The 17241-nt window shown below is 74.8% G+C and carries 18 protein-coding genes; 9 read left to right on the top strand and 9 right to left on the bottom strand.

The window, feature by feature from the left end:
- Positions 1-27 precede the first annotated feature (27 nt).
- Genes AB5970_RS00410 through AB5970_RS00395 form a run of 4 tightly spaced genes read right to left on the bottom strand, consistent with a single transcriptional unit; the run spans position 28 to position 2038 of the window.
- Entirely contained in the window at positions 28-696 is a 669-nt protein-coding gene (locus tag AB5970_RS00410) for a TetR/AcrR family transcriptional regulator (protein ID WP_370501920.1), read from the bottom strand.
- On the bottom strand, positions 639-1100 hold the full coding sequence (locus tag AB5970_RS00405) for a DoxX family protein (RefSeq protein ID WP_370502522.1): 462 nt from the start codon (positions 1098-1100) through the stop codon (positions 639-641). The genes AB5970_RS00410 and AB5970_RS00405 overlap by 58 nt, the downstream gene beginning before the upstream one ends.
- A gap of 32 nt (positions 1101-1132) precedes the next feature.
- Complete coding sequence (locus AB5970_RS00400) at positions 1133-1567, bottom strand: organic hydroperoxide resistance protein (RefSeq protein WP_370501919.1); 435 nt, start codon at positions 1565-1567, stop codon at positions 1133-1135.
- Between the two features lie 45 nt (positions 1568-1612).
- Positions 1613-2038: a hypothetical protein gene (locus AB5970_RS00395; protein ID WP_370501918.1), complete on the bottom strand. Its 426-nt coding sequence runs from the start codon at positions 2036-2038 to the stop codon at positions 1613-1615.
- Positions 2039-2151: 113 nt separating this feature from the next.
- On the opposite strand from AB5970_RS00395, the gene AB5970_RS00390 reads away from it, so the two are divergent.
- The 3 genes from AB5970_RS00390 to AB5970_RS00380 are packed head-to-tail and all read left to right on the top strand — an operon-like array spanning position 2152 to position 4510.
- Positions 2152-2583, top strand: coding sequence for a YciI family protein (locus tag AB5970_RS00390; RefSeq protein WP_370501917.1), 432 nt, complete (start codon positions 2152-2154; stop codon positions 2581-2583).
- Between the two features lie 15 nt (positions 2584-2598).
- A complete protein-coding gene (locus AB5970_RS00385; protein WP_370501916.1) occupies positions 2599-3840 on the top strand; it encodes an RNA polymerase sigma factor in 1242 nt (413 codons plus the stop codon).
- Between the two features lie 28 nt (positions 3841-3868).
- A complete protein-coding gene (locus tag AB5970_RS00380; RefSeq protein WP_370501915.1) occupies positions 3869-4510 on the top strand; it encodes a GNAT family N-acetyltransferase in 642 nt (213 codons plus the stop codon).
- Here the strand turns inward: AB5970_RS00380 and AB5970_RS00375 are convergent.
- From AB5970_RS00375 to AB5970_RS00365, 3 genes are all read right to left on the bottom strand, one after another.
- Positions 4473-5699, bottom strand: coding sequence for an RNA polymerase sigma factor (locus AB5970_RS00375; protein ID WP_370501914.1), 1227 nt, complete (start codon positions 5697-5699; stop codon positions 4473-4475). The two genes, AB5970_RS00380 and AB5970_RS00375, sit on opposite strands and share 38 nt — an antisense overlap.
- Positions 5696-6040 carry a YciI family protein gene (locus AB5970_RS00370; protein ID WP_370501913.1) on the bottom strand — a complete coding sequence of 115 codons (345 nt, stop codon included), beginning with the start codon at positions 6038-6040 and terminating at the stop codon, positions 5696-5698. The genes AB5970_RS00375 and AB5970_RS00370 overlap by 4 nt, the downstream gene beginning before the upstream one ends.
- A 77-nt stretch (positions 6041-6117) precedes the next feature.
- Entirely contained in the window at positions 6118-6954 is an 837-nt protein-coding gene (locus AB5970_RS00365) for an aldo/keto reductase (protein WP_370501912.1), read from the bottom strand.
- A 105-nt stretch (positions 6955-7059) separates the two neighbouring features.
- On the opposite strand from AB5970_RS00365, the gene AB5970_RS00360 reads away from it, so the two are divergent.
- Complete coding sequence (locus AB5970_RS00360) at positions 7060-7977, top strand: SDR family oxidoreductase (protein WP_370501911.1); 918 nt, start codon at positions 7060-7062, stop codon at positions 7975-7977.
- Entirely contained in the window at positions 7977-8495 is a 519-nt protein-coding gene (locus tag AB5970_RS00355) for a TetR/AcrR family transcriptional regulator (protein ID WP_370501910.1), read from the top strand. Before AB5970_RS00360 ends, AB5970_RS00355 begins: the two co-directional genes overlap by 1 nt.
- On the opposite strand, the gene AB5970_RS00350 is transcribed toward AB5970_RS00355, so the two are convergent.
- Positions 8476-8904, bottom strand: a complete 429-nt coding sequence (locus AB5970_RS00350; protein WP_370501909.1) for an SRPBCC family protein — start codon at positions 8902-8904, stop codon at positions 8476-8478. The genes AB5970_RS00355 and AB5970_RS00350 overlap by 20 nt on opposite strands.
- Before the next feature lie 10 nt (positions 8905-8914).
- Entirely contained in the window at positions 8915-9796 is an 882-nt protein-coding gene (locus AB5970_RS00345) for a helix-turn-helix domain-containing protein (protein WP_370501908.1), read from the bottom strand.
- Positions 9797-9911: 115 nt separating this feature from the next.
- Between AB5970_RS00345 and AB5970_RS00340 the strand changes: the two genes are divergently transcribed.
- The 4 genes from AB5970_RS00340 (at position 9912) to AB5970_RS00325 (ending at position 17239) form a co-directional block, all read left to right on the top strand.
- A complete protein-coding gene (locus tag AB5970_RS00340) occupies positions 9912-11219 on the top strand; it encodes an FAD-binding oxidoreductase (RefSeq protein ID WP_370501907.1) in 1308 nt (435 codons plus the stop codon).
- A gap of 122 nt (positions 11220-11341) precedes the next feature.
- Entirely contained in the window at positions 11342-13318 is a 1977-nt protein-coding gene (locus AB5970_RS00335; protein WP_370501906.1) for a penicillin-binding transpeptidase domain-containing protein, read from the top strand.
- A gap of 40 nt (positions 13319-13358) precedes the next feature.
- Positions 13359-14726 (top strand): 3' terminal RNA ribose 2'-O-methyltransferase Hen1, encoded by a 1368-nt coding sequence (locus tag AB5970_RS00330; protein WP_370501905.1) that lies wholly within the window; start codon positions 13359-13361, stop codon positions 14724-14726.
- Entirely contained in the window at positions 14723-17239 is a 2517-nt protein-coding gene (locus tag AB5970_RS00325) for a polynucleotide kinase-phosphatase (RefSeq protein ID WP_370501904.1), read from the top strand. The genes AB5970_RS00330 and AB5970_RS00325 overlap by 4 nt, the downstream gene beginning before the upstream one ends.
- The last annotated feature ends 2 nt before the right edge of the window (positions 17240-17241 follow it).

Here is a 17241-nt window from a genome sequence, read left to right as displayed (position 1 = left end):
CGACCCAGCGGTCGGGCCCGTCGTCGTTCAGGCGAGGACGGCTCGACCGGCGCGGCGCAGCGCCCGGCCGACCTCGGCCGGCTCGACGCCGGCGCCCGTGGCCATGGCGCCGTCCCGCAGCATGACGAGCTGGACCGCGACGGAGCGCGGCTCAGGCAAGCCCAGCTCGACGACCAGGGCCTCAGCCACGTCGCGGAGCCACTCGCGGTGCCGCTCGGCCACGGCCCGGACCGGGTGCGTGACGTCGGGGTACTCGGCTGCGGCGTTGAGGAACGGGCACCCGCGGAACCCGGCCCCGCACACCTGGTCCGCCAGCTGGTCCGCGTAGGCCGCCAGGACCGCCCGCGGGTCGCCGTCGTGCTCGACGCGCCAGGTGGCGACGGCGTGCCGCTCGGCCGCAGCGACCGTCTCGAGGTAGGCCTCGACCAGGTGGTCCTTCGTCGGGAAGTGCCGGTAGAACGTCACCTTCGACACCCCGGCGTCGGCCATCACGGCGTCGGCGCTGACCGCGCGGATCCCCTCGCGGTAGAACCGCGGCGCGGCCGCGTCGAGGATCCGGCGCGCGACGTCCGACTGCCCACCGTCGCGCGTCGGGCGACCCACCACGGGCGCACCGGGACGCGGCACGTCGGCCAGGGTCACCACGTCCGGGCCGCCCTCGCCGCGCGCAGCGACCGCCAGGCGCCCGTCGACCACAGGGCCCAGAGCACCAGGAGCGGCTGACCGACCAGGCGGACGGCGCGCGCCGTGTCGGACTCGAGCCCGAAGGCGTCGGTCCGGGTGACCAGCTGCGAGATGTTGCCGGGGAAGATCGCCACGAAGAAGCCGGCGGCGAGCCACCCGACGGCCGCCCGCCGCCGCCCGGGTGCCGCCAGCAGCGCGGCGCCCAGCGCGATCTCGACCACGCCGGACGCGAGCACCACGGCGTCCGGGTCGGCCGGGAACCACGTGGGCACCTGCGCCTGGAACTCCTCGCGCGCGACCGTCAGGTGCGTGGTGCCGGCGAGCGCGAGGACCGCGCCGAGCCCCAGGCGCCCGACCGTCCGGCGCACGCCGCTGCCCCGGCTGGGCGGGTCCGCGACGACCTCGCCGCGGAGCACCGCCGCGAGCGCGCGGGCCGAGCCGGCGGCGCTCACGCCGCGGCGTCCGTGGTGGTGGTCAGCCGCACGGCGATGTTGCCCCGCGTGGCGTTGGAGTACGGGCACACCTCGTGCGCGCGGGCCACGAGGCGCTCGGCCGTGGCCTGGTCGAGCCCGGCGACCTCGGTGTGCAGCGCCGCCTCGATGGTGTAGCCGCCCGCACCGTCGGCCACCAGGCCGATCTCCGCGACGACCGCGGAGTCGGAGAGCACCGTCTTCTCGGCCGCCGCCACCGACTTGAGGGCCGAGTGGAAGCAGGACGCCCAGCCCGCGGCGAAGAGCTGCTCCGGGTTGGTGCCGTCGCCGCGGCCGCCGAGCGCGGTGGGCACCGCGAGCGTGAGGTCGAGGGTCCCGTCGTCGCTGACCGCCCGTCCCCCGGCGCGGCCCTCCCCGGTCGCGGTGGCGATGGCGGTGTACAGCGCGGCCATGGAGGCATCCTTTGGTAGACGAACTAGTACACCTACCATAGCCGCTCAGTCGTCGGGCAGCGCCAGTCCGAAGATCCGGCGCTGGGGCGCCTTGAGGGTGTCGGCACCGGGCTCGGGCGCAGGGAAGCCGCCCGGCCGAGGCGGTCCGACCCAGAGCCGCCACACGCCGTCGTCGTCCCGGTACACCTGCCCCGTGGTCTCGAGGTGCGCACGGCCGGCGGCGCGGACCTGCGCGCGCACCGACTCCTCGTGCGACGGGGGCACGAACCCGACGGTGTGGTTGCGGCACACGACCACGACGTGCTCGCCGCCCTCGGTCTCGAACGTCACCTCGACGGGCGCGGGCAGCCGGCGGCGCTCCGTGGCCGTGAGGGCGGCCGTGAAGGCGGTCTGCAGCGCGACGGCCTCACCGGCGACGAAGCCGTCGCCGACGTCGGCCGGCACCCCGTCGCGGTGCCCGAACAGGTTCACGGGTCCAGCGTCCCACGCGCGGTGTCGAAAGAGGCCGGCGCCGTTCGACGACCTGGTGAGGGCCCGGCCCCGGCACTAGCGTCGAGGCGGCACCGACAACGAAGGAGCTCGTCATGAAGGTCCTGGTCATGATCAAGGGTGACGGCGCGGACGAGGACAAGGTCGCGCCCACCGAAGAGATGTTCCGCGTGATGAACGCCTACAACGAGCAGCTGGTGAACGCCGGGATCATGCTCGCCGGCGAGGGGCTGCAGCCGAGCAAGGCGGGCGCGAAGGTGGTCTGGGAGGCGACCGGGGAGACCTCGGTGGTCGACGGCCCGTTCGCGGAGGCCAAGGAGATCATCGCCGGCTACTGGATCTGGCAGGTGAGCTCGCTCGACGAGGCGCTCGAGTGGGCCAAGCGCTGCCCGTCCACGCCGGGCCTGCGCTCGGTGCTCGAGATCCGCCCGTTCTTCGAGATGGAGGACTTCGCCCAGGTGGTCTCGCCGGAGGTGCTCGAGAAGGAGCAGGCGATCGTGGACCGCCTCAAGGCGCAGCAGGTCTGACGCGGGAGCGGGGCGATGGCCGACGCGCGACGGACCGTCGAGGTCGTCTGGCGCATCGAGTCGCCGCGGCTCATCGCCTCGCTCACCCGCCTGGTCCGTGACGTCGGCCTGGCCGAGGAGCTCGCGCAGGACGCGTTTGTGGCGGCCCTCGAGCAGTGGCCGACCACGGGCGTCCCGGACAACCCCGGCGCGTGGCTCATGGTGACCGCGCGGCACCGGGCGATCGACCTGGTGCGGCGCGAGCAGAACCGGGGGGCCAAGTACGCGGTGCTGGCCCAGGGGCTCGCCGACGAGGCCCCGGCCGACCGCATCGTCGACGAGCCCATCGGCGACGACCTGCTCGCGCTGGTGTTCCTCACCTGCCACCCGGTCCTGCCGCGCGAGGCCCGGATCGCGCTGACCCTGCGGCTGTTCGGCGGGCTGACCACCGACGAGATCGCGCGCGCGTACCTGGTGCCCTCGCCGACGATCGGGCAGCGGATCTCGCGCGCCAAGCGCACGCTCGCGGAGGCGCAGGTCCCGTTCGAGGTCCCGCAGGCCGACCAGCTGCCGGCGCGGGTGGACTCGGTGCTCGAGGTGATCTACCTCGTCTTCACCGAGGGGCACTCGGCGACGACCGGTCCCACGTGGGTCCGCCGCGACCTGGCCGACGAGGCGATGCGCCTGGGCCGCGTCCTCGCCGGGCTGCTGCCGCGCGAGCCCGAGGTCCACGGCCTGGTCGCGCTGATGGAGCTGCAGGCCTCCCGGTTCGACGCGCGCGGCGACGGGGTGCTGCTCCAGGACCAGGACCGCACGCGGTGGGACAGCGCGCTGATCGGGCACGGGCTCGGGGCGCTGGACCGGGCGACCTCGCTGGGCCGGCCGCTCGGGCAGTACACCGTGCAGGCGGCCATCGCGGCGTGCCACACGCGGGCCCGGTCGTTCGAGGACACGGACTGGGAGGCGGTCGTCTCGCTCTACGACGCGCTCGCGCAGCTGGCCCCGTCGCCGGTGGTCGAGCTCAACCGGGCGGTCGCGGTGCTGCACGCCGACGGGCCGCAGGCGGCGCTCGACGCGCTCGACGCCGTGCGCGGGGATCCCCGCCTGGCGCGGTACCACCTGTACGGGGCCGTGCGCGCGGACGTCCTGCTGCGGCTCGGGCGTCGCGACGAGGCGGCGGACGAGCTCGAACGGGCCGCGTCCCTGGCCCCGACGCAGCGGGAGCGGAACCTGCTCATGGCCCGGGCGGCCTCGGCGGCGGAGGATGCCGTCCGGTGAGGTGCCCGTCGTCGGGCAGGATGACGCCATGCTCGAGTCGTTCACCCTGACCGGCCGCCACGTGCGGCTCGAACCGCTCGCCCTGGCGCACGTCGACGGGCTGGCCGCGGCCGCGGCCGAGGAGCGCGGGAGCTACGGGTACACGTGGGTGCCCGACGGCCTCGACGAGACCCGGACGTACGTCGAGGGCGCGCTCGCGCACGCGGCGGGGGGTCGCGCGGTGCCGTTCGCGGTGCGGCGGGTGTCCGACGGCGCGATCGTCGGCAGCACGCGGTTCCTCGACCTCGAGGTGTTCCAGGACCCGGCGCCGTGGCCGCCGGGCATCGGGTCCGGCGGTGCGCCGACCGACGCGAACCCGCCCTCCGTCGCCGAGATCGGGAGCACCTGGTACGCCGCGTCGGCGCAGCGGACCGCGGTCAACACCGAGACCAAGCTGCTGCTGCTCACGCACGCGTTCGAGACGTGGCGCACCCTGCGCGTGACGCTCAAGACGGACGCGCGCAACGCGGCGTCGCGCAAGGCGATCGAGCGGGTCGGCGCGCGGTTCGAGGGCGTCCGGCGCGTCCACACGGTCGCGACCGACGGCGGCCTGCGCGACACGGCCTACTTCTCGATCGTCGCCGCGGAGTGGTTCACGGTGCGGGCGGCCCTGGTGGAGCGGCTGCGCTGAGGGCGGCGTCGCGGCTGCGCGTCAGGAACGAGCGCTCGGCGTCGATGGAGGTCAGCGCCAGCGCGGCGTCGTAGGCCTCGACCGCCTCGGCCGACCGGTCCAGGCGCCTCAGCAGGTCCGCGCGCACCGCGTGGAACAGGTAGAAGCGCTCGAGGGGTAGCCCGTCCACCAGCGCGAGGCCTGCGGCGGGTCCGTCAAGCTCCGCGACGGCGACCGCGCGGTTCAGCGCGACGACCGGGCTCGGCGCGATCGACCCGAGCTGGTCGTAGAGCAGCACGATCTGCCGCCAGTCGGTGCCCGCCGGCTCGCTGTGCACCGCCTGCATCGCGGCCTGCAGCTGGTACGGCCCGAGGTGGTCCCGGCGCAGGCAGCGGCGGACCAGCTCCCGACCCTCGTCCAGCTCGGCGACGTCCCAGCGCGAGCGGTCCTGGTCGCGCAGCAGGACGAGGTCGCCGGTGGACGACACCCGCGCGTCCCGCCGGGCGTCGGTGAGGAGCATGAGGGCGAGCAGGCCCAGCGCCTCGGGCTCGTCGGGCATGAGCTCGACCAGCAAGCGGCCCAGCCGGATGGCCTCGGCGCACAGGTCCTGCCGCGTGAGGGCCGCGGAGCCGGTGGTGAACACGAGGTAGACCACGGCGAGCACCGCGCGCAGCCGGTCGGGCAGGTCGGCGTCGCGCGGGACCCGGTAGGGGATGCGGGCGTCGCGGATCTTGCCCTTGGCCCGCACCAGCCGCTGCGCCATCGTCGGCTCGGGCACCAGGAAGGCCCGGGCGATCTCCTCGGTGGTCAGGCCGCCCAGCAGCCGCAGCGTGAGCGCCACCTGCGCCTCGACCGACAAGGCCGGGTGGCAGCAGGTGAACACGAGCCGGAGGCGGTCGTCGCGCACGGGCCCCACCTCCACCGGGTCGTCGCGCTCGTGCAGCAGCGCGGCCTGGGCGTGCCGGTCGTCGCGGGACGCCTCCCGGCGCAGCCGGTCGATGGCCCTGCGCCGGGCCGTCGTGATGATCCAGCCCGCCGGGCTCGGGGGCAGCCCTTCGCCCGGCCAGTGCTGGAGCGCGGCGACGAACGCGTCCTGCACCGCCTCCTCGGCGACGTCGAGGTCGCCGAAGGAGCGGGTCAGGACGGCGACGGCGCGGCCGTGCTCGGCGCGGAACACCCGCGCGACGTCGTCGGCACCGACAGCCGTCACTGGTACCGGAAGGGCCGCACCTCGATGGGCAGCGTCGTGGCGACGGCCAGCTTGCCGCCCCAGTCCAGCGCCGCGTCCAGGTCGTCGACGTCGACGATGGTGAAGCCGCCCAGGTGCTCCTTGGCCTCGACGAACGGACCGTCCGTCGGGATGACCTCGCCGTCCTTCGCCCGGAGCACCGTGGCCGTGCTCGGGTCGTGCAGGCCGCCCGCGTACACCCAGATGCCGGCGTCCTTCATGGCCTGGTCGACCTCGCCGACGGCCTTGATGATCGGGTCCAGGAACTCCGCGTCCGGCATCGGGCCGGCAGGCTCCATCACGCTCAGCAGGTAGTGGCTCATCACGTCCTCCTCGGGCTGCGCCGGCCCTGCGCCGGCTGCTCACCCTCTGTACGAACGGTGAGCAGCCGGATCGACAGCTACCGGGGAACGTAGTCGAACGTGTCCGGGTTCGGGCCCGTCCGCTCGTCGCGGTTCAGGCCGGAGATGTCCGCCAGGTCGACGTCACTGAGCTCGAAGTCGAAGAGCGCGAAGTTCTCCTCGATGCGGCTGCGGGTCACCGACTTGGGGAACACGATGTCGCCGCGCTGCAGGTGCCACCGCAGCGTGACCTGCGCGGGGGTCCTGCCCAGCGACTCCGCGATCCGCACGATCGTCGGGTCGTCGAGCACCTTGCCCTGCGCGATGGGGCTCCACGCCTCGGTCGCGATGCCGTGCTCGGCGTCGAACGCGCGGACCTCCTCCTGCGTGAGGTAGGGGTGCACCTCGACCTGGTTCACGGCGGGCGTGATCGTGGTCTCGGCGTTGAGGCGGCGCAGGTGGTGGGGCTGGAAGTTGGAGACGCCGATCGCCTTGGCGCGGCCGGACCGGTAGAAGTCCTCCATGGCCTTCCAGGTCTCGACGAAGTTGCTGACGGTCGGCAGCGGCCAGTGGATCAGGAACAGGTCGACGTGCTCGAGACCGAGCGTGTCGAGCGTCCGGTCGAAGGCCGCCGCCGCCACCTCGGGGTCGTGCGAGTCGTTGTTCAGCTTGCTGGTGACGAAGACCTCGTCGCGCGGGAGGCCGGACGCGGCGACGGCCTCGCCGACGCCCTTCTCGTTCCGGTACATCTGCGCGGTGTCGATGTGGCGGTAGCCCACCTCGAAGGCCTGCAGGACCGCGTCCTTGGTCTTGGCGGGGTCGATCTGGAAGACGCCGAATCCCAGCTGGGGGATCTGCACGCCGTTGTTCAGGGTGACGTTCGGGACGGTGCTCATGCCTCCATTCGACCCTCTCGGCGCGGCGGCTGCCTCTTGACGGGGGGAGACGTGCGTGACACCGTGCCAACTAACTAGTTGGTTGTCCGTGGCGAGGAGCCCCCGATGTACGCAGTCCCCGACCAGACCGGCCGCACGTTCGTCGTCACCGGCGCCAACAGCGGCACCGGGCGGGAGGCCGCCGAGCGCCTGGCCGCCGCCGGAGCCCACGTCGTGCTCGCGGTCCGCAACGCCGAGAAGGGCGACAAGGCCCTCGCGGAGATCCTGGCCGCGCACCCCGACGCCTCGGCGGAGGTGCGGATCGTCGACCTGGCCTCGCTGGCGTCGGTGCAGGCGTTCGCCGACGCCCTGGGCCGCGACCTGCCGCACCTCGACGCCCTGCTCAACAACGCCGGCGTGATGGCGCCGCCCACCCGGTTCGAGACCGAGGACGGGTTCGAGCTGCAGATGGGCAGCAACTACCTGGGCCCGTTCGCCCTGACCAACCGCTTGCTGCCGCTGCTGCTGGAGTCGCCGACCCCGCGGGTCACCACGATGAGCAGCGGCATGGCGAACGTCGGCCGCATCCGGATCGACGACCTGCAGTGGACCCGTCGGCGCTACAGCCCCACGCGCTCCTACGCGCAGTCCAAGCTGGCCGACCTGCTGCTGGCCCGGCACCTGTCCCGGGTCTCGGCGCAGCGCGGCTGGCCCCTGATGAGCAACGCCGCCCACCCCGGGTTCACGCGGACCAACCTGCAGACCGCGGGCGCCTCCCTGGGCCGCGAGACGACCCACCGCTCGCCCATCGGCCGCCTGCCGTTCGTCCCGTCGCAGCTGCCGCCCGAGGGGGCCGAGCCCATGCTCTTCGCGGCGACCGACCCGCTGGCGGCCGAGGGCGGCTACTACGGGCCGTCCGGCCGGTTCGGCATGGTCGGGCCCACCGGGCCCGCAAGCCTCAACCGCCGGATGCGCGACGACGACACCGCGGCGCGCCTGTGGGCCGTGGCACAAGACCTCACGGGCACGGCGCTGCCCGCGTGATGGCCGCCGACACCCCGCGCCGGATCCTGGACGCCGCCGCCGACGAGTTCGCCGAGCGCGGGCTGGCCGGCGCGCGCGTCGACCGGATCGCCGAGCGCGCCGGGGCGAACAAGCAGCGGATCTACGCCTACTTCGGCAGCAAGGACCAGCTGTTCGACCGGGTGATCGAGGACCGCATCGAGCAGCTGCTGGACGCCGTGCCGTTCGACGCCGTGGACCTGCCCGGCTACGCCGCCCGGCTGCTCGACTTCAACCTGGCGCACCCCGAGCTGGTCCGGCTGCTGATGTGGCACAACCTGGAGCGGCCCGGTGTGCTCGCACGGCTCCCGCAGTCGGTGGAGTCGACCGGCAAGAAGGTCGCGGCCCTGCGCGCGCAGCGCGGCGACGACGACTGGCCCGCGGACCGGCTGCTGGGGCAGGTGCTGGGCCTGGTGCACGGCGTGGCGCTCACCGGATGGGCCGACCCGGACCACGTGCGGGCCGACCTGCACCGGGCGGTCAGCCGGCTGGTCGGCTGACCTCCTCGACGAGCGCGCGCAGCCGCTCGGGCTGCACGCCGTCCTCCTTCGCGATGGACCGGCGGATCACGGGGGCCATCGGGCGCAGCGCCCCGCGCACCACCACGTCGGCGACCAGGCGCAGAGTCGTGCCGCCCGGCCGTGCGGCGAGCGTGTAGGTGTAGACGGCGGTGACGGGGCCGGAGCGGGAGAGCAGCGCCAGGGCCCGCGGGGGGTCGAGCACCTCGACGACGGCGGTGCGGTCGGCGCCGCGGACGGTGAACGTCACGACCGCGCCCGGCTCGAGCGGGCCGCGCATCGTGGTGACGCCGGGCATCCACCGGTGCGCCAGCGACCAGTCGGTGAGCGCGCGCCAGACGGCGTCCTGTGGTGCCGCGACGGTCGTCGTCGTGTCGATCGCGAGTGCCATGCGAACGACGCTAGCCGCTCCCTGGCGTCGCGCCTTGGACGGAATTGACCACCGGGGCGAACCCGGGCTCCGTCGGCTCCGACCCGTACACCGCACGGTAGGCGGCCACGTAGGCGGCGGGTGTCGTGCCGGTGTGCCGACGGAAGTGCCGGATCAGGTGCGCCTGGTCGTACCAGCCCCGGTCGGCGGCCACCTGGCCCCAGCCGACCGGCCGCCCGGTGTCCAGCGACGCCAGCAGGTCCCGCATCCGGACCACGCGCGCGAACGTGCCGGGCGGCAGCCCGACCACCCGCCGGAACGCCCGGTCGAGGTGGCCGTGCGACAGCCCGACCTCGCGCGCGACGGCCGCGACGGGCCGGCCCGGGTCCTCGACGAGGGCCGCGACGGCAGCCTCCACCGCCGCGGTGCACCGAGGCAGCGCGGGCTCGCGCAGCGCCGCAGAGTCCTGCAGGGCCCGCTCCACCGCCGCGAGCATCGCCGAGGGCTGGTCGAGGTCCAGGAGCTCCCGGCGCACCGCGGTGAAGGGCGCCCACGCCTCCGCGCCCACCACGCGGCCCCGCACGGCCCGCGGGTCGACGCCGAAGGCGGTGGCGCAGCCGACGGGCGTCGCGACGACCCCGACCGCCCACGTCTCGCCCAGCGGCCGGTTGAGCATCGGCCGGTCGTCCGGGCCGAGCAGGAACCCTGTGCGAGCCAGGTGGATGTCGCCGGAGCCGTTCCGCGCGACCTGCACGATGGGCGGCCCGAGCACGAGGCCGAGCACCGCGGAGCCGGTCGGGGCGATGCGCTCGGCGGGCGCCCGGAGCCGGCCGCGGGCGTACCAGATGCTCGCCACGTACCGACCCAGCGGGCCGGGCGGCTCGCGAGTGACGTAGGTGAAGTCGTCGGCCACCCCCTGAGCGTCGCAGGTCGGGGCCGGCTGTCGGAGGTCGGTGGAAAGGTCGTGCTCCCGAGGCCGCTCTCGTGGCAGCCTTCCCCTGACCCCGACCCCGCAAGGAGCGCTCGGCATGTCCCATCCCCTCGCTTCCCGCGTCACCGGCCCCGTGCTGACCCCGGACGACGAGGGGTTCGCCGACGAGGTCGCCGCCCACAACAGAGCCGTGACCCACACCCCGGACGTGGCGGTCGGGGCCTCGAGCACGCAGGACGTCGTCGAGACCGTGCGGTGGGCCGCCGAGCAGGGCGTGCCCGTCGCGGTGCTGGCGACGGGCCACGGCTCGGTGACCCCGGTGACGTCCGGCGTCCTGCTCACCACCGACCGGCTGGGCGGGGTCACGGTCGACCCGGCCACGCGGGTCGCGACGATCGGCGCCGGGTCCGCGTGGACCGACGTGGTGCCGGTGGCCGATGCCGTCGGGCTCGCGGCGATCGCGGGCTCGTCCCCCCACGTCGGCGTGGTGGGCTATCTCCTCGGCGGGGGTATCGGCCCGTTCGTCCGCAGCCACGGGATCAGCTCCGACCGGATCGAGTCGGTCACCGTCGTCACCGGTGCGGGCGAGGTTCTGGAGGCGTCGGCGGACCAGCACCCGGACCTGTTCTGGGCGCTGCGCGGCGGCAAGACCGGCCTCGGCGTGGTGACGCAGGTGCGGCTGGGGCTGGTCGCGATGCCCGAGCTCTACGCGGGCGCGCTGTTCTTCGACACCGAGCACATCGAGGCGGCCCTGCGCGGCTGGCTCGCGTGGACCGCGGAGGCGGACCCGGAGACGACGACGAGCGCGGCGATCGTCCGCTTCCCGCCGATCGACGCCGTGCCCCCGTTCCTGCGCGGCCGGACCGTGCTGGTGCTCCGCGTGGCCCGTCCCGGGGACGCGACGACCGGCGAGCGGGTGGCGGCACCCCTGCGCGCGCTCGCGCCGACGGTGGCCGACACGGTCGGGGTGCTGCCCGTGGCGCGGGCGGCGGAGATCCACAACGACCCCACCGACCCGGCGCCCAGCTGGGTGCGGGGCACGATGCTGAGCGGCGCCGACGACGACCTGGCCACGGCGCTGCTCGAGGTCGTCGGGCCCGGGGTGCAGCAGCCCTTCGTCGCCGCGGAGGTGCGGCACGTCGCCAGGCCGGACGGCGTGGACGGCTCGGCGGTCTCGGGCCGCGGGGCGGCCTTCACGCTCAGCGTGGTCGGCCTCGACCCGTCGCAGTTCGCCACGACCATGCCCGCCGCGGCCGACCGGATCGCCCAGGCGGTCCGCCCCTGGACCGCGGCGGAGCTCAACCCGAACTTCGCCGGCACCGGCGCGGCGGTGTGGGACCAGGCGACCGCCGAGCGCCTCGACCGGGTGCGGCGGGCCTACGACCCGGCGGGCGTGCTCGGTTGAGCCGTCTGGGGAGGAGTGGTGAAAGGTGCGCCGTTCGCGCCCGCCGGACCGCCGGGTGATGGCACGCTCGCGGGGGTGATCGTGCAGGTCGCGGCGCTGGTGCCGCACGACGAGAGGACAGCATGAGGTTCGCGGGTGGACGCACGGGGGCTCGACGCCGCTGGGCGGGGGGCGGGCTCGCCCTGCTGGTGGCGGCCGCTGGCCTGACGGCGTGCTCGGCGGAGCCGCCGGGCCCGGAGGGCGCCACCAAGGCGCTGGCGGCGGCGCTCACGTCCGGGGACTTCTCGCACGCGCCGTTCGCGGGCGGCCAGGACGACGTGGACGCGGCGACCGCGCTGCGCACCGCGGCGTACGAGGGCCTCGCGCCGTGGGAGCCGAAGGTCACCGTGGTGTCCACGACGGTGGACGAGAAGGACGAGGACCTGGCCACGGCGACCCTCGGGTTCACGTGGGACGTCGACGAGAGCGACGCGGACTGGACGTACGAGACGCACGCCCGGCTCACCCGCGACGACGACGACGTCTGGCACGTCGCCTGGGCGCCCACCCTGCTGGCGCCCGACCTCACCCAGGCCGAGGTCCTCTCCGTCACCCGCACGCGCGCAGAGCGGGCCAACGTGCTCGGCGCGAACGGCGCCGTGATCGTGGAGCCGCGGACCGTGCACCGGCTGGGGATCGACAAGACGCGGATCGCGGCGGCGGACCAGGACGCGGCCGCGCGGGCGTTGGCCGCGGCCCTGGGTCTCGACGTGGAGGCGTACGCGGCGAAGGTGGCGGCCGCGGGCGAGAAGGCGTTCGTCGAGGCGATCACCGTCCGCGACGGCGACCCCGGCTACGACCTCGCGACGCTCGCGGCGATGCCCGGGGTCCACGACGTCGTCGGCACCCTGCCCCTGGCCCCGAGCCGCCGGTTCGCCCGGCCCATCCTCGGGGCGGTCGGCGAGGCGACGGCGGAGATCGTGGAGAAGTCCGACGGCGCGGTGGCGGCCGGCGACCTGGCCGGCCTGTCGGGCCTGCAGCGGCAGTACGACGCGCAGCTGCGCGGGCTGCCGGGGCTGACCATCAGCGCCTCGCAGGCCGACGGCACGGCGCCGCGCCAGCTCTACGACGTCCAGCCGACGCCCGGCACGCCGCTGCTCACGACGCTCGACGTCGGGCTGCAGAACGCCGCGGAGGACGTGCTCGCGGGGGTCGGGCCGGCCAGCGCGATCGTGGCGATCCGCCCGTCGACCGGTGACGTCCTCGCCGCGGCGAGCGGCGCCGGCGGCGAGGGCATGTCCACCGCCACGCTCGGCCAGTTCGCGCCAGGGTCCACGTTCAAGGTGGTCAGCGCGCTCGCGCTGCTGCGGTCCGGGCTGACGCCGGACAGCGCCGTGACGTGCCCGGCCACCGTGTCGGTCGACGGCCGCAGCTTCACCAACTTCCCCGAGTACCCCACCGACAAGCTGGGCACCATCCCCCTGCGCACGGCCTTCGCCAACTCGTGCAACACGGCCTTCATCTCGGCGCGCGACTCGGCGGACCAGGACGCGCTGATCGACGCGGCCGGCTCGCTCGGCCTCGACTCGCACGCGGCGCTCGGCTTCCCCGCGTTCCTGGGCGACGTGCCCGGCGACTCGGACGGCACGGACCACGCCGCGTCGATGATCGGTCAGGGCCGGGTCCTGGCCTCCCCGCTCGGCATGGCGACGGTCGCCGCGTCGGTCGCGCACGGGTCGACCGTGGTGCCGCGGCTGGTGCTCCCGGCCGAGGGTGCGGCGACGCCCGAGCCGTCGGCGGACGAGACCAGCGCCGCCCCCACCGAGACCACCCGACCGGCCGTGCCGTTGACCGCGGCCGAGGCCGCGACGCTGCACGACCTCATGCGCGGCGTGGTCACCGAGGGCGGCGCGGCGTTCCTGCAGGACGTCCCCGGGGAGCCGGTGGCGGCCAAGACCGGCACGGCCCAGTTCGGGGACGCCGGCAACCTGCAGAACCACGTGTGGATGATCGCCGTCCAGGGTGACCTCGCCGTGGCCGTGTTCGTCGACGTGGGCGACTACGGCTCGACCACCGCCGGGCCGCTGCTCGAGCAGTTCCTCCGGGCGGCCCAGGGGTAAAGGCCACGACCGCGGGCACGGTGGTCGACACAATGAGCCCGTGTTCCTCACCCTGACCTCCACGGCCGACTCCGCGAGCGATCTGGGCTTCCTGCTGCACAAGCACCCCGACCGCGTGCAGACGTTCGACCTGTCCGTCGGCCGGGCGCACGTCTTCTACCCCGAGTCGGACGACCGGAGGTGCACGGTCGCGCTGCTGCTCGAGGTCGACCCGGTCGAGCTGGTGCGCGGCGGCCGGTTCGGGAACGGACAGGCCCTCGCGGCCTACGTCAACGACCGGGGGTACGCGGCGAGCTCGCTGCTGGCCGTGGCGCTCGGGCGGGTGTTCCGGTCCGCGATGGCGGGCACGTGCGCCACACGGCCGGACCTGGTCGGGGTCCCGCTGCCGCTGGAGGTCCGCGTGCCGGCGGTGCCCGACGACGGGGACCCGGAGCTGGTCGGGCGGCTGTTCGAGCCGCTCGGGTGGACGGTGGCCGTGGGGGTCGCGCCGCTGGACCCGCAGGTGTCGGCGTGGGGGGACGCGCCGTACGCCGACGTGCGGCTGACCGGGACGTTCACCGTCGCCGACGCCCTGCGGCACCTGTATGTGCTGCTCCCCGCGCTCGACGGCGGCAAGCACTACTGGGTGGGTCCGGACGAGGTGGACAAGCTGGTGCGCAGCGCCGGCGACTGGCTGGGCGAGCACCCGGAGCGGGACTGGATCCTGCGCCGGTCGCTGGCTCACCGGCGCGAGTACGTGGCCGACGCGGTGGAGCGGCTGGGCGTGGTGGCGGAGACCGAGATCGAGTCGGCTGTTCCGCCGCTCGCCGCGACCCGGCGGGAGGTGGTGCTCGCGGAGCTGCGGGCGGCGCGGGCCGCGTCGGTGGTGGACCTCGGGTGCGGGGAGGGCGCGCTGCTGCGGGAGCTGCTGGCCGACCCGGCGTTCACGCGGGTGGTCGGTGCCGACGTGTCGCACCGCGCGCTGCGGAAGGCGGCCGAGCGGCTGGGGCTGGACCGGATGCCTGACACCGTGCGCGCCCGGCTGACGCTCGTGCAGTCGTCGGTGACGTACCGGGACGCGCGACTGGCGGGGGCGGACGCCGTGGTGCTCATGGAGGTGGTCGAGCACGTCGACCTCGACCGGCTGCCGGCGCTGGAGCGGACCGTGTTCGGCGAGGCGCGCCCGCGGACGGTCATCGTCACCACGCCGAACGAGGAGTTCAACGTGCGGTACCCGACCCTGCTCGCGGGGACCATGCGGCACGCCGACCACCGGTTCGAGTGGACCCGGGCGCAGGGCGAGGCGTGGGCCGCCGGGGTCTGCGCGGCGTATGGCTACACGGTCCGTACGGGAGCGGTCGGCGACGTCGACCCCGAGGTCGGGCCGCCGACGCAGCTGCTCGTCTTCACGCGGGGAGCGGCCGCATGAGCGCGCTGGAGATCCCGGAGCTGGCGCTGGTCGCGCTGGTCGGGGCGTCGGGCTCGGGGAAGTCGACGTTCGCGGCCGAGCGCTTCGGACGCTACGAGGTCGTGTCCAGCGACGTCTGCCGGGGGATGGTGTCCGACGACGAGACCGACCAGGACGCCACCAAGGACGCCTTCGAGGTGTTGTCGTTCGTCGTCGGCAAGCGCCTGGACCGCGGCCGGCTGACGGTGGTCGACGCGACGAACGCGCAGCGCGACGCGCGCAAGCACGTGGTCGAGCTGGCCCGCGCGCACGACGTGCTGCCGGTCGCCATCGTGCTGGACCTGCCCGAGGAGGTCTGCCTCGAACGCAACCGCGGACGGGGTGCGCGGGAGCTGCCGCAGCGCGTGGTGACGCGGCAGCGCGACCTGGTCCGGCGGGCGGTGGGCGGCCTGGCGCGCGAGGGGTTCCGGCAGGTGCACGTGCTGCGCACGCCTGAGGAGGTCGAGCAGGCGACGATCGTCCGCACGCGGCTGCACAACGACCTGCGCACCGAGCACGGGCCGTTCGACGTCATCGGAGACGTGCACGGCTGCCGGTCGGAGCTGGAGACGCTGCTCGACAAGCTCGGGTACGTGCTCGTCCGGGACGACGAGGGTCGACCGGTCGACGCCTCGCACCCGGAGGGGCGCACGGTCGTGTTCCTCGGCGACCTGGTGGACCGCGGGCCGGACACGCCCGGCGTCCTGCGGCTGGCCATGGGGATGACCGCGGCGGGCCACGCGCTCGCGGTTCCCGGCAACCACGAGCACAAGCTGGTCCGTGCGCTGGACGGTCGGAAGGTCACGGTCAGCCACGGGCTCGAGACGTCGCTCGAGCAGCTGGCCGCGGAGGGCCCGGCGTTCTCGGCGCAGGTCCGGGCCTGGGCCGACGCGCTGGTGTCGCACCTGGTGCTCGACGACGGGCGGCTGGTCGTCGCGCACGCCGGGCTCACGGAGGCGTACCACGGGCGCACGTCGGGTCGGGTGCGCAGCTTCGCGCTGTACGGGGACACCACCGGGGAGACCGACGAGTTCGGCCTGCCGGTGCGCTACCCGTGGGCCGACGAGTACCGCGGCCGCGCGATGGTGCTCTACGGGCACACCCCGACGCCGGTCCCGCAGTGGGTCAACCGCACGATGTGCCTGGACACCGGGGTGGTGTTCGGCGGTCACCTGACCGCCCTGCGCTACCCGAGCAAGGAGCTCGTGCAGGTGCCGGCCGAGCGGGTCTGGTACGAGCCTGCGAAGCCGTTCCTCGTCCCGGCGGCGACGCGGCCCGACGACGTGCTGGACATCGAGGACGTGCTCGGTCGGCGGTCGGTGGAGACGCGGCACCACGGGCGGGTCACGATCGAAGAGGAGAACGCAGTCGCCGCGCTCGAGGTGATGAGCCGGTTCGCGCTGCATCCGCGCTGGGTCCCGTACCTGCCGCCGACGATGGCGCCCGTCGCGACGTCGCCGCTGCCCGGGGTCCTGGAGCACCCGTCGGAGGCGTTCTCGGCGTTCGCGGCGAGCGGCGTCACGCGAGTGATCTGCGAGGAGAAGCACATGGGGTCGCGGGCGACCGTGCTCGTGTGCCGGGACGGCTTCCGCTGGTTCGGTGCGCCGGACGGCGAGACCGGGGCGGTGTGGACGCGGACCGGGCGGGCCTTCTTCGACCGGCCGCTGACAGAGGTCTTCCTCTCGGGCGTCCGCGCCGCAGTGACCGCCGCCGGGCTCTGGGACGAGCTCGCCACCGACTGGCTGCTGCTGGACGGCGAGCTGCTGCCGTGGTCGCTCAAGGCCGGGCCGCTGCTGCGCGAGCAGTACGCGGCGACCGGCGCGGCCGCGCGCGCGATGCTGCCGGCGGCGGTGTCGACGCTGGTCGCCGCGGAGTCGAGAGGCCTCGACGTCGGGGACCTGCTGGACCGGACCAGGCGGCGGGCCGTGGACGCGGACGCCTTCGTCGAGGCCTACCGCCGCTACGTCTGGCCGACCGACGGGCTCGACGGCGTCCAGCTCGCGCCCTTCCAGGTGCTCGCCGCGGAGGGCGCCACGTTCCACGACCGCGACCACGGCTGGCACCTGGCCGCGATCGACCGGCTGGTCGACGCGGATCCGGTGCTGTTCCGGCGGACGGGGCGCCTCGAGCTCGATGTCCGCGAGCCGCAGGCGGGGATCGACTGGTGGGAGGAGCTCACCGCGGCCGGCGGCGAGGGCATGGTGGTCAAGCCGTTCGCCAACCTGGTGCACGGCCGGCGCGGGCTGGTGCAGGCCGGGCTCAAGGTCCGCGGCCGCGAGTACCTGCGGATCATCTACGGGCCGGAGTACACCCAGCACCTGGACCGGCTGAAGGTCCGGTCGCTGGGCCGCAAGCGCGGGCTGGCGCTACGCGAGTACGCGCTCGGCCTGGAGTCGCTGGACCGGCTGGCCGCGGGTGAGCCGCTGTGGCGCGTGCACGAGCCGGTGTTCGCGGTGCTCGCGCTCGAGTCGGAGCCGGTGGACCCGCGGCTGTGAGA

Source organism: Cellulomonas sp. ICMP 17802 (assembly GCF_041295535.1).
Lineage (GTDB): Bacteria > Actinomycetota > Actinomycetes > Actinomycetales > Cellulomonadaceae > Cellulomonas.
The sequence above is the reverse complement of the archived record's forward strand: the minus strand, read 5'-3'. Positions and strand labels throughout refer to the sequence as shown.